Annotated in this window: 7 protein-coding genes; 2 read left to right on the top strand and 5 right to left on the bottom strand. The window is 61.3% G+C overall.

Translation table 11 applies throughout. The features are described 5' to 3' along the window. Positions 1–4: 4 nt before the first annotated feature. Positions 5–1,045, top strand: a complete 1,041-nt coding sequence (locus J3P96_RS02405) for a low specificity L-threonine aldolase (protein WP_434655109.1) — start codon at positions 5–7, stop codon at positions 1,043–1,045. Between the two features lie 187 nt (positions 1,046–1,232). Here J3P96_RS02405 and gbcB read toward each other — a convergent pair whose 3' ends face one another. Further along, positions 1,233–2,333 carry a glycine-betaine demethylase subunit GbcB gene (gene gbcB / locus J3P96_RS02400; protein WP_305498306.1) on the bottom strand — a complete coding sequence of 367 codons (1,101 nt, stop codon included), beginning with the start codon at positions 2,331–2,333 and terminating at the stop codon, positions 1,233–1,235. A 281-nt stretch (positions 2,334–2,614) separates the two neighbouring features. Here gbcB and gbcA point away from each other — a divergent pair, with 281 nt between their 5' ends. Continuing rightward, positions 2,615–3,910, top strand: a complete 1,296-nt coding sequence (gbcA, locus tag J3P96_RS02395) for a glycine-betaine demethylase subunit GbcA (protein WP_305498304.1) — start codon at positions 2,615–2,617, stop codon at positions 3,908–3,910. A gap of 107 nt (positions 3,911–4,017) precedes the next feature. Here gbcA and J3P96_RS02390 read toward each other — a convergent pair whose 3' ends face one another. The 4 genes from J3P96_RS02390 to J3P96_RS02375 all read right to left on the bottom strand — a co-directional run bounded on the left by J3P96_RS02390 (position 4,018) and on the right by J3P96_RS02375 (position 12,670). Further along, the gene (locus J3P96_RS02390) at positions 4,018–5,262 is read right to left on the bottom strand and encodes a metallophosphoesterase (protein WP_434655107.1); all 1,245 of its coding nucleotides are present in this window, start codon (positions 5,260–5,262) and stop codon (positions 4,018–4,020) included. Positions 5,263–5,289: 27 nt separating this feature from the next. Then, positions 5,290–7,158, bottom strand: a complete 1,869-nt coding sequence (locus J3P96_RS02385; RefSeq protein WP_434655105.1) for a hypothetical protein — start codon at positions 7,156–7,158, stop codon at positions 5,290–5,292. A 154-nt stretch (positions 7,159–7,312) separates the two neighbouring features. After that, positions 7,313–10,765, bottom strand: coding sequence for a GMC oxidoreductase (locus J3P96_RS02380; RefSeq protein WP_434655102.1), 3,453 nt, complete (start codon positions 10,763–10,765; stop codon positions 7,313–7,315). Positions 10,766–11,899: 1,134 nt separating this feature from the next. Continuing rightward, on the bottom strand, positions 11,900–12,670 hold the full coding sequence (locus tag J3P96_RS02375) for an electron transfer flavoprotein subunit beta (protein ID WP_434627552.1): 771 nt from the start codon (positions 12,668–12,670) through the stop codon (positions 11,900–11,902). Between the last annotated feature and the right edge of the window lie 13 nt (positions 12,671–12,683).

Genomic DNA, 12,683 nt, shown 5'->3' with positions numbered 1-12,683 from the left:
GGCCATGACCGACAAGAGCCAACAATTCGCCAGCGACAACTATTCCGGCATTTGCCCCGAAGCCTGGGCGGCCATGGAAGAAGCCAACCAGGGCCACCAGCGCGCCTATGGCGACGACGAATGGACCCACCGCGCGGCGGATGATTTCCGTGCCTTGTTCGAAACCGACTGCGAAGTGTTCTTCGCGTTCAACGGCACTGCGGCCAACTCCCTGGCCCTGTCGTCGCTGTGCCAGAGTTACCACAGCGTGATCTGCTCGGAAACCGCCCACGTCGAAACCGACGAATGCGGCGCGCCGGAATTCTTCTCCAACGGCTCCAAGCTCCTGGTGGCGCGCACCGAAAACGGCAAGCTGACCCCCGAGTCGATCCGCGAGATCGCCCTCAAGCGCCAGGACATCCATTATCCCAAGCCGCGCGTGGTGACCCTGACCCAGGCCACGGAAGTCGGCAGTGTCTATACCCCGGAAGAAATCCGCGCCATCAGCGTCACCTGCAAGGAACTGGGGCTGAACCTGCACATGGACGGCGCGCGCTTCTCCAATGCCTGCGCCTTCCTCGGCTGCACCCCGGCCGACCTGACCTGGAAGGCCGGTGTCGACGTGCTGTGCTTCGGCGGTACGAAAAACGGCATGGCGGTGGGCGAAGCGATCCTCTTCTTCAATCACGACCTGGCGGAAGATTTCGACTATCGCTGCAAACAGGCCGGCCAGTTGGCCTCGAAGATGCGCTTCCTCTCCGCCCCCTGGGTCGGCCTGCTGCAGAACGACGCCTGGCTCAAGCATGCCCGCCACGCCAACCGTTGCGCACAATTGCTGGCGCAACTGGTCAGCGACATTCCTGGCGTCGAGCTGATGTTCCCGGTCCAGGCCAACGGCGTGTTCCTGCAACTCTCGGAACCGGCCATCGCCGCGCTGACCGCCCGGGGCTGGCGCTTCTACACCTTCATCGGCAAAGGCGGCGCACGGTTCATGTGCTCGTGGGATACCGAAGAAGCGCGAGTGCGGGAGTTGGCGGCGGATATTCGGGAAGTGATGAGCGCCTGAGGCAACCACCGATGCATCAAGGCCGTTTGCCCTTTAAAGCTTCAGGGCTTTCGTGGCGAGGGAGCTTGCTCCCGCTCGGCTGCGCAGCAGTCGCCTCCGGTAAGCACGAGCTAACTGATGGATCGCATGGGGCTGCTGCGCAGCCCAGCGGGAGCAAGCTCCCTCGCCACAGGGGGCTCGCTGCGGGTTAAAACTCGATCCGCACATCCCCCTTCGGCACGCTGCAGCACGACAGGATGTAACCCTCGGCCTCGTCGTCCTCGGTGATGCCGCCGTTGTGTTCCATTTCAACTTCGCCGCCGAGCTTCATAACCTTGCAAGTGCCGCAGATGCCCATGCCGCACGCCTTGGGAATCATCAGGCCGAGCTTGGCTGCTGCCGCGTGGACGGTTTCGCCCGGTGCTACGCCGATGCTCTTGCCCGACGCGACGAATTCCACCTGATGCAGGTCCGCCTGGTCGACTTCAGGCGCATCCGCCGCCTGTTCGGCCTGCTCCACCGCATCGGCGCGAGCTTCCGGTGGCGTGGCGCCGAAGGATTCCTCGTGGTAGCGCTTCATGTCGTAGCCGGCCGCTTCCAGCAGACGCTTGACCGCGCTCATGTACGGCGTCGGGCCGCAGCAGAACACTTCGCGCTCAAGGAAATCCGGCACCATCAGTTCCAGCATCTTGTGGTTCAGGTAGCCACGATACCCGGCCCACGGCTCGCCCAAACCATGCTTTTCGCAGATCAGGTGCAAGCTGAAGTTATCGATCCGCGACGCCATGTGCTCCAGCTCGCGGTGGTAGATGATGTCCTTGGGCGAGCGGGCGCTGTGGACGAAGGTCATGTCGACGTTGGCGTTGGTGTCGTAGAACCAGCGGGCCATGGACATGCATGGCGTGATTCCGACACCACCGCTGAGGTACAGGACCTTCGGGCTCGGGAAATCCATGGCATTGAACAACCCCACCGGCCCGTGCACCGCCAGTTCCTGGCCTTCGTGCAGCGTGTCGTGCAGCCAGTTGGAAACCTTGCCCCCCGGCACGCGCTTGATGGTCACCGAGAAGCTGTAGGGCACCGACGGCGAACTGGAGATCGTGTAGGAGCGCATGATCGGCTGGCCTTCGATTTCCAGCTCCAGGGTGACGAACTGCCCGGGCTTGAAAAAGAACATGATCGGCTGGTCGGCCATGAAGCAAAAGGTGCGCACATCCCAGGTTTCCTGGATGACTTTGACGCAACGAACGATATGTCGGCCATTGGCCCAGGTCTGGGTGGTGACCGGGTTCAGGAAATTGTTGGACATGCTGATCTCCACGGCCGACTGTCGGCCTTCATGATGGCGATTGTGCGCAGGCGCCTGCACCGCCATTTACCTATCTGCGACATTCACATACTTATCGCGACCAGCCCCCAACTACCGGGGCTCGCGCGTCGGGAACAGATTGGGCCATGTCGCCCATGGATAAGGTTGCGCCCCTGCGCGGCCCCACACTCGCCCCAACGGATAAACAATATTTCTGCCTTGCGTAGCACCCTTGATTAGCCACTTTCGCCGGCCACAGAGATGGCCATGAGGATAAAACGATGGACGTCACCACTACCCTGAGCCTGGGCGATCCGCTGGAACCCGCACGCAAGGCCACCGCGCAAATGCTGCAAGAGCGCGAGCGGACCTTTTCGCTGCCGCAGCCGTTCTACTCCGATGAGCGCCTGTTTGATATCGACATGCAGGAAATCTTTCAGAAAGAATGGTTGATCGCCGGCATGACCTGCGAAATCCCGGCCAAGGGCAACTACCTGACGCTGCAGGTCGGCAAGAACCCGATCATCGTGATTCGCGGCGCCGAAGGCGTGGTGCATGCGTTCCATAACGTCTGCCGCCACCGTGGCTCGCGGTTGTGCACCAGCGACAAGGGCAAGGTCGCCAAGCTGGTCTGCCATTACCACCAATGGACCTACGAACTGGACGGTCGCCTGCTGTTCGCCGGCACCGAGATGGGCGCCGACTTCGACATGAAGCAGTACGGCCTCAAGCCGGTGAACGTGAAGACCGCCGGCGGCTACATCTTCATCAGCCTGGCCGAGAACCCGCCGGCCATCGATGATTTCCTGTCGACCCTGAACCACTACATGGAACCCTACGACATGGAAAACACCAAGGTGGCGGTGCAAACCACCTTGATGGAAAAGGCCAACTGGAAACTGGTGCTGGAAAACAACCGCGAGTGCTACCACTGCAACGCCTCGCACCCCGAACTGCTCAAGACCCTGCTGGAATGGGACGACGTCACCGATCCGCGAGCCGACCAGGCGTTCAAGGACCACGTGGCCGCTTCCGCTGCCGCCTGGGATGCCGAGAAGATCCCTTACGCCCACGCCAGCTTCGGCCTGCGCAACCGCATCGTGCGCATGCCGCTGCTCAAGGGCACCGTGTCGATGACGATGGACGGCAAGCAGGGCTGCGCCAAACTGATGGGCCGCATCAAGAACCCGGACCTGGGCTCGATGCGCATCCTTCATCTGCCGCACTCATGGAACCACTGCATGGGCGACCACATCATCGTCTTCACGGTGTGGCCGATCAGCGCCCAGGAAACCATGGTCACCACCAAATGGCTGGTGCATAAGGACGCGGTCGAAGGCGTGGACTATGACGTAGAGCGCATGCGCCAGGTCTGGGACGCCACCAACGACCAGGACCGTCGCCTGGCCGAAGAAAACCAGCGCGGCATCAACTCCACCGCCTACCAGCCGGGCCCGTACTCGAAGACTTACGAATTCGGCGTGGTGAATTTCGTCGACTGGTACAGCGAGCGCATGCTCAACAACCTCGGGGCCGAACCGGCGCCGTACCTCAAGGGTGTTCCGGTCCAGGGCTAAAATCCAAATCTTCGCGAGCAGGCTCGCTCCCACAAGGGTTCTTTGGCGCACCGAAGATCAAATGTGGGAGCGAGCCTGCTCGCGAAGGCGGCTCTATATTTACCCGATTATCTTGAAGACCAACGCACCGACCCATCCTCCCCATAAAACGTCTCGACAATCTCCTCCCCCGCCAGCCGCACCTTCACATACCCGTTCAACACCCGCTCCGGATACGCCTCGTCCCCCGCCAATTGTGTTTCCGACCACAACACCCGAGGATGCCCGTTCAACTCGCTGGTGGTGCCGTAGGGAATCGCTCCATGCCCGACGCAACGCGCCTGCAGCCCGCCTTGCGGCGCGTAGCAGATGCCGTTGTGCAAATGGCCCCAATACCAGTAATCCGGCTCACGCCCCAAGGCGTCGCACACCGGTTGGTAGAGCGCGGTCTTGTGGTGTCCGGAAATATCAAAACCCTGGTGATGACTGAGCACCATCAGTTTCTTGCGCTTGGGCAGGCTTTTCATCCACTCGATCTGCTGGGTGTTGAGGGTGCCGTCCATGTACAGGTTCATCGCGTCCGAGGCGTAGGCGCTGTCCAGGCCAACCACCAGCCAGTCATCGTTGTACAGGGCGAAATAGCTGGTGCCCTGCTGCACCGGAAAGCGCTTGGCCAACTCCCGGAAATAACCGTGGGCGCCGCTGTACATCTCGTGATTGGAATTGAGCGTGAACGAGCCGTGCCTGCCCTGGGGCCAGCCGGCCATGTCGACGTCTTCCTGGGAATGGGTGCCGGCGTAGTACACATCGCCCAGGTGGATGGTGAAATCGGCCTGGGCCAGTTGCATCTGGTTGGCGACGGCCACGGCGGGTGCGTGACTGTCGAACGGGCCGGTGCCCCAGTCGCCGGCAATGGCCAGCACGACGTCATTGTCCATTTTCACCAGCGCCGGGGTGGTAGCGAACGGTGCGTGGTGACGCAGGTTCTCGATCCACTTGAGCAGCGCCTCGCTCCACAACAGGTCCAGCAGCTCCCATTTGCGGCAACCGAGCAAGGTGCCGTCCTTGAGCACTCGGGTTGGCAGTTCCTCTTCCTTTTGCGGCAAAGGCGTGGCGTTGCCGATTTTCAGAATCGACAGGCCGTGGGCCAGTTCCCATGGCACGGCCGGCTCATCGTCGGGCAAATCACCATGATCAATGACATGCCGGGCTTGAGCGTGGCCACGCTCGAGCAGCTTGACGATGGCCTGGAACTCCTCGGGCTCCAGGTCGTTGACGAGTTTTTTCCAGGACATTTCCAGCCGCGTGACCAAGCCGTGCAAGCGGACCTTGACCTTGTCGAACTCATGTTCCCAATGGTGCAGTAATGACATGTCAACGCTCCTTCGTTTTGCCCCGGACTACAGGGTCTTCATGAATTCGATCAAAGCCCGTTTGTCGACGTCCGACAGCTGCGTGCCGTACAGGTGGCCGCCGTTGTGGTTGCCTTCGAGCCGCGTGTCGTATTTGAAATCCGCCGACGCCTTCATCTGCGCGCCGCTGGTGATGAAACCAACCTTCTGCGGGTCGTAGATGTCGGAGCCGGTGTAGAACACTTGCGGGCGCTGCTCGGGTGTTTGCAGCAGATCCCACAGGGTCGGCACCGAACCGTTATGCAGGTACGGCGCGCGCAGCCAGATGCCGTCGGTGGGCGTGTTGCTGTAGCTCTGGGTCTTGCGGTAGGCGCCAAAGTCGAACGGCGGTTTCTTGAAACCATGGAACGCCGCCACCAGCCCGGTGGTGAAGGAATTCAGCCGATGGGGATCGGTGCCCAACTGGTCGATGTTGGTGGTGACCTGGCCGGTGTCGCTGCGGCCGAAGTCGTGGCAACCGGCACAGTTCTGCTCCCAGATCGGTTTGCCCTGGGCGACTTTCGCCTGATCCAGGGTGAACGGCCAGGCCGGTGGCTTGTGGCCCAGCAACCAGTTGGTCACCCGGTTGAAGCTCGGCGGCAGCACCGATTCCGGCGTCGCGCCCACGGCCATGGCTGCGGCGTAGTTGCGTTCGTGGATCTTGTTGTTATTGCCGTCCCAGTGCAGGTACATGGACTCGCGGGGTTTCTGGTTCCACACCTGCGGCAAGTCCACGGTGCCGATGGTGGAGTCATCCGGGAAGCCGAAGACCACCATCTTGGTCGGGTTGAACGTGTCGGTCCGCCCCGGTCCCTGGGCCGGACGCAGCTTCTGCCAGGCGTACGCCTGTTTCTGCTTGAGCAGCGCACTCTTGGCCATCGGAATGATCAGGTAGCGGTTATAGAGCTTTTCGAAGAACCCCAGCTGGAACTTGCCGTTGATCGCCGCCATCACCGCGTCCGGGGTGAATTTCGGATCGCTGGCACACTCGTAGGCGAACCACTGGAAGGCTTGCAATTGCAGGGTATTGGCCGGCGCGGCGGCGACCGGCACCGCTACGTCAGTGGCATTGGCCCGGTAGGAACCGGTGTGGCACAGCGCGCAGTTGGGCTCCACCGTGGGGTAACCGAGCTGCCGCTTGGCCATGCCGATGGGCAGGTCGTTGCCGTTCTCATAGAGGAAGCCGAACACCTCATAACCGCCTGGCTTGGGCAGTTTTTCCGGGCACATCTGTGGCAGCACGGCGAACAGGTAGTAGGGAATCCGCGCTTCGATGCCCAGGCCGATGGCGGCGTATTTGTAATGATCTTCGTCGGAGGCGAAGTCCGGCTGCGGCACCTCGCGGATCATCTGATACCAGGTCTGGTAGCCGATAAAGCCAAGCACCAGCAGCACAATCAGCGCGCCTACCTTGAAGCCATGGCTTTGCCAGCGATGTGCCCAGCCTTCACGCCATTCGCGCCAACCGGCCCGGAGCAAGGCCAGCGGACGATTGGCCGCCGGGCTGCCCAGATACAACAGCACGCCCAGAATCAGGAACATGCTCAGGTCGCCCATCAACATTGGCACGAACAGTTGGCCCTGGTTGTTGGTGTTGATCAGGTAGATCCAGAACACCACCGCCACCAGACGCGACAGCACGCATAACCACGAATGCACCACGAAACGCGGCGCGTTGAACCCCGAAGGCATGTAGAACAGGCTGATCCCCACCAGCAACATGCCGGCGTTTTCCAGCCAGGGATCGGACAGCACCGGCGGCAGGCCAAGCATGGAGGTCAGTAACGCCGGCGCGAACAACGCCGGGATCGCGAAGACCATGTTCATGACGATTCCGATCCAGATGATGCGTTGGAACCAGCGGATACAAGTATTCATGGCATCCTTTTCCTTATTCCTGACTCACCACAAAACCCATGTGGCGAGGGAGCTTGCTCCCGCTGGGCCGCGTAGCGGCCCCCAAGACTTCAAAAGCGACGACTGCTTCGCAGCCGAGCGGGAGCAAGCTCCCTCGCCACGGGATAGTCATACTTCAACCGAGCGCCGTCTTCTCCAGGTGCCCGAGGATGATCGGATACACATCCACCACCGCGTCCTTGCCGAACATGCAGTCGATGTGGCCGTAGCCGGGGACCTCATGACGGCTGAACAACTGCGGACCGTGCATCTCGCACAACCGTTCGTAGGTCTTGAGGGTGCTCTGCGGCAAGTAGCACTGGTTGTCGGCGCCGCTAATGAAGCAGATCGGCAACTTCAACCGATCGAAATGCGGCATGTAGACGTCGTTGCCGTTGAAGTCCACCAGGTGCCCCTTGCGCACGATCAGCGCCAGGTGCTCGAAGGTCTGGATGTTCGACTCGCCGAACAATTCATGCAGATTGTCGTGCAGGGTTTCATTGAGGGTGTCGTGGCGGTACAGCGACGCATACATGAACGTGATGCGGTGGCAGACCGGATTGGTGCAGTAGCCCTGGGCCTCGATCCGGGCGTAGCCGTTGAGGGCCTTGTCGTAGAGTTTGTTGAACCAGCTTTCCTTAGTGTCGGCATAGGCCGTCATGGACTTGATGCCGATGGCGTCGAGCATCCCCGGCAAATGCAAACCGGCCTTCAACCCGGTGGCGGTGGCGACCACCGTGTCGGCGGCGATCTGCGAGCAGACCACCGAGCGCACGCCCTGCAAGCCCGCCAGCATCGACATGAAGAACGTCGTCGCGCCGTAGCAATGCACTACGCATTGCACGTCACGAGCCGAGGTCGCCTGCTGGATCTGCCCGATAGCGGCCTTGAAGTCGTATTGGGCCACCTGATCGCCGTTCCATTCGTTTTTGCTGGCCGGCAGCAGGATACTCACCCGCAAATCCAGCAGCCAGACGTCATATTCGTGCTTGCACAGGTACTCCAGCAGATTGGTGTGGATGGTGTCGGTAGAAAAGATATTCGAGCCCACGCCCAGGCCATGGACCAGCATCACCGGGCCCTTGCTGCCTGCCTGGTAGCGCGTCAGGCGCAGCTCGACATGGTCTTCGGTCTGGAAGAAATGCACCACCGGGGCCGGTGCATCCAGCGGCCGTTTCAAGCGCGACGGCGCGTCCGGATTGAAATAGACGTCGCCGGCGAACACCCCGCCGTAGCTCTCCCACAGGATGCCCGCGAAAAACTTGCCGAATCGCGCAAGCGCCTCCACCCGCTCACGCTCGTTGCGGGCGTTGAGCACTTTCATGGTGGTCATCTGCTTGGCAAAATCCGCCGGCAGGATGTGCATCACCCCCGCGCCGAGCACCGCGCCGCTCTTGTCCGGCCCGCGATAGAGCGTGACGTAGAGGGTACTGGTGTCGTGCCAGATGTTCAGCACGCCGTTGTCCTCCGGCACGGTCTTGAACGCACTGAAGAAATAGTCGCTGCCGTCTTCAGCGGTCAGTTTCATGTCGTAGTTCATGTGCCGCACGCCGACCTGATCCTGATACTGCTCGAACAGGTTGAACACGCCGTTGCTGGCGACCAACGGCTTCGCCGACAGCAGGGGGGCATCGAGGGTACCCACCAGGGTCGCAGCGTGCTCCGGCTCCTTGATCAAACGATCAAGGTCGGCAGCAGTGATGGTCAGCGTAAATTCGATGGGCGAGTTGTCCGCCTTGCCGCGCTTGGCAGCTTCCTCGTAAAGCGGCAGGTCGGTGCCCTCGGGTTGGGTGAAGGCGCTGGAAAAATAACCCTTCATGGTTTCGGTGAACTGCACACCGAGGGTCGGCGCCGCCACTGGTTTGCGCGGGGCCGACGGCAGCGTGTAGTCGATCAGCCAACCGCGATCGGCCGCCAGCAGGCCCATGTTGCGTTCACTCACCGCTGAAATGGTCAGCAGCGGATTGACCGCCAGGGACGTCGGGATCACCGAACCGTCCGTCACGTACAAGCCTGGGTAGACGTCGGTACCGCTGGCGCCACTGAACACCTGACCCTTGTGATTGACCACGCCCTGGGCGGCGTCCTCGCCCATCACGCAACCGCCCAGTGGATGGACCGAGACAATGCTGTGCTTGAGCAGCTTGGTCCAGATCGGGTTTTCGACCCAGATCCCGCCCAGGGCCTTGGTGCTCTGGTGCAGACGCTCGTTGCCGAGGGTAACGTTTTCCTGCTCGCCGACACCGGACCAGTCGATACGCAGCTGGTCCTTGTTATCGAGGACCATGCGGCCCTTGCCGTTGTCATGGCTCATGATCAGGTAGGTCTGCATGTTATGCAGCGCGCCGTAGTACGGCCCGCGCAGGAAGCTTTCGGCTTCGCGCCCCTTGTACCTTAGGGCGGCACCGAAGCCGGTGTCGGTGGGCACGCCGATCATCTCGGCGAACGCCGCCATGCTCGGCACCATGGCCCGGCCGAGGGCGCCGGGGATCGAACCTTCTTCAATGACCATGCGGCTGCGCCAGTCGCCTTCGGTGCGCATGTCGATCACCGAGGTGATGCACGGCCCCACCGGCTCCAGCTCCTTGGCCGAATGAGCGCCAAAACCGATGCCGTTAATGACCTGGTCGCAGTTGTGGCCGAAGCCGAGGATGTCACCGTTGCCGCTCATGTTCTCGCCCAACTGGGCAGACATCGACAGGCCCTTGTCCCGCGAGCGCAACATGATCTCGGTGGAGCCCAGGGTGCCGGCGGACACCACCACGATATCGGCGCGCACGAACAGCGTTGGCGCCGAGAACATTTCGCGACCACTGTCCAGGTACTGGAAATGCACGATCCAGCCGTCGCCATCGCGCTCCAGGTGCCGCACCTCAGCCTGGCAGAAAATCTCCGTGCCATGGTTCCAGGCGTCCGGCAGATAATTCATCAGCGTGGTGTTCTTGGCCTTGTTGTTACAGCCCGAGACGCAGTCGCCACAGCCATTGCACGGCAACTGCTCGACGCCGACGTGGTTGAGGTTGTTCGGCAACTTGTCGAAAGTCACGTTGATCGGCGGCTTGTAGAAATGCGCGCCCTGCTTGAGGTAATCAGCGGATTTCTTATGGGCGTCGAGCTTGGGCAGGTTCGGCGAGGACGCCGGATACGGGTTGGGCTTGAGCATTTCCCGAGCCCGCGCGTAGCCGTCCTGGAGCAGCGTGTCGCTGTGCTCGCGCATCGCCAGCGGCCAGCGCGGATCCTCGAACACGCCGGGCTCGGCTTCCAGGGCGACGTTGGCGTTGATCAGTGACGTGCCGCCCAGGCCACACCCGACCACCACGTTCTGCTGGGCGTTGACGTGCAGGTCGAACAGCCCGGTGCGCGAACCGATGTGGCCGTCGGGGTCGTGCACCTGCAACTCCTCGGTGGCAGCGAGCAATGTATTGGGGTATTCGCCCGGCTGGATTTCCCGGCCACGTTCCAGCAGGCAGACCTTGCGCCCGGCCCGGGACAGGCGCGACGCAGCAATGCCGCCGCCGTAGCCGGAACCGATGACGATCACGTCGTAGTGTTCCTTGATTTCACTGATGGGGGTCGATATCCGTGTCATGTTCAAGTCCTCTCAGGCAGAAGGGGCAACTCTGCGGTTGCCTGTAGTTTCAAGGCGCACGAACGCCTGGCCGCTATCCCGTATGGGTTGGAGCGGCAGTCAACGGTGTTGATGGGAGGGAACCTCAGGCGCTATAGGCGTGCACGCTGATTGGCGGCACGCCGACCGTTGCGCCGGGGTAACGAGGTCATAGGGGTGGGCATGCACGTCGGGGTTGAAGCGGGATACGAATTGGGGGGCTTGCTATCCATCATGCGTTCTCCCTGAACCGGCATGGATAAAGTCGCGCTGTCCTTGTGCCATGAGTGAAGACAGGCGACACCGATACGTCAAGGCGGTTCCTTAGAACTGTATGAAATTTGATCTAGCGCGTTCCGCGCTAAGCCCGCCGTGACCTGTAGCGTTCGACGAACAAGTTATCCACATGGCAACCCACAGCTAATGGGGACAAGTGATGAGGTGATCTGGATTTTGTCAGGGCAAATGTGAACAAAATCCGTGACTTATTTGCAAACAGGAGTTTCATACCTGATTGACCAGTTTTTGATCAATACGCCGTAAGCCCCACACAGCGTGGCCTGTAGGACAGAGCGAACATGTTATCCACAGAAGCGCCAACAGCGTTTGGGGGTAATTTGACGATTTTATGGAAAACAGGCTGAGCAGCCACCAACCCAGTGTTATGGCGGTGGTTTTTCTACTTGAAGTCGATGATTGATCATTAATCGATCAACTCAATGGAAGCCCCGTACTGCATGGGTTGCAGCGTTGAGCGAACATCTTATCCACAGAAGCGCCAACAGAGATTGGGGGCAAGTCTGGCTTGGAATGCTGCATTGCTCGCAGACAAAAGCTAATAAAAACCGCCAGTTAGACTGGTTGTTTTTTGAGCGAAGGTCTACAGAGAGCGATTTACATGGGTTGCAGCGAGGGGCAAACAGGTTATCCACAGCCGGACACACAGGCATTGTGGGTAACCGTGAAATTTCGGCAGGCACAATACTCAGGTGCATCGCCGGCCCTTGTGGGAGCGAGCTTGCTCGCGATGGCGGACCATCAGCACCATCATCGCTAACTGACAGACCGCTATCGCGAGCAAGCTCGCTCCCACAGGGAGCCTGGGCGTTCCTGGGATTAGCGAACCACCCCCTCCTCCACCAACAGCTTCAAAATCGCCTCGGCCCCCGCTTCCGGGGTGACACCCTTGAGCACCTGACCACCTCCGCCGCTGGCCTTGGCCGTGGCGGCTTTCATGCGGTCGGCGCCGCTCTTGGCCTTGATGACCTTCAGGCGCTTGGGCCGTGGCTTGGCCGGTTGCAGGGTTGCCACCGCCAGCAGGCTGTCGTCGACCACTTCGACTTCTTCCGCCTGCAACGCTCCACGCCGCGCCGGGCCATAGGCGCTCTGCCGTGGTTTCGGCGCGGCGTTATCCACAGTGGCCAGAAACGGCAGGCGCACCTTGAGCCGACGGCGCTGACCGCGGGGCAAGGCTTGCAGCACCAGGGCCACGCCGTTGTCGATGGATTCGACCTGGGCCAACCCCACCACCAACGGCCAACCGAGGTTTTCCGCCAACAGAAACGGCAGCATGCCCGAGCCTTCACCGGTTTCCGCCTGGCTGCCGGTGAGCACCACTTGGGCCCCAGCGTCTCTCAGATATTCGGTCAGCGCCGGCAGCGCATCGGCGCCCTCTGGATTATCCAACACGTGAAGCTCATCCAGGCCCATGCCCAGGTAGGCGCGCAAGGCCGGTTCGGCCACGTCGCCGGCATGCAGCACTTGCAGTTCATTGCCGGCCAGTTGCAGGCCCAGCTCCACGGCGCGGGCGTCCTGTTCGGCGCGCCGGGGCCGACCAGAGGTCGGGTGGGCGCCGATGGAGACGAGGCTGATCACTTGGGTACTCATGAACGTTTCCTTA

The sequence above is a fragment of the Pseudomonas sp. R3-56 genome (assembly GCF_051132075.1).
GTDB lineage: Bacteria > Pseudomonadota > Gammaproteobacteria > Pseudomonadales > Pseudomonadaceae > Aquipseudomonas.
Note: the sequence above shows the minus strand (reverse complement) of the source record. Positions and strands in the feature narration are given on the sequence as shown.

Coding starts and splice junctions, on each gene's coding strand:
- J3P96_RS02405 (WP_434655109.1), top strand. CDS start 5: ATGACCGACAAGAGCCAACAATTCGCCAGCGACAACTATTCCGGCATT.
- J3P96_RS02390 (WP_434655107.1), bottom strand. CDS start 5,262: ATGTCATTACTGCACCATTGGGAACATGAGTTCGACAAGGTCAAGGTC.
- J3P96_RS02385 (WP_434655105.1), bottom strand. CDS start 7,158: ATGAATACTTGTATCCGCTGGTTCCAACGCATCATCTGGATCGGAATC.
- J3P96_RS02380 (WP_434655102.1), bottom strand. CDS start 10,765: ATGACACGGATATCGACCCCCATCAGTGAAATCAAGGAACACTACGAC.
- J3P96_RS02375 (WP_434627552.1), bottom strand. CDS start 12,670: ATGAGTACCCAAGTGATCAGCCTCGTCTCCATCGGCGCCCACCCGACC.
- gbcA (WP_305498304.1), top strand. CDS start 2,615: ATGGACGTCACCACTACCCTGAGCCTGGGCGATCCGCTGGAACCCGCA.
- gbcB (WP_305498306.1), bottom strand. CDS start 2,333: ATGTCCAACAATTTCCTGAACCCGGTCACCACCCAGACCTGGGCCAAT.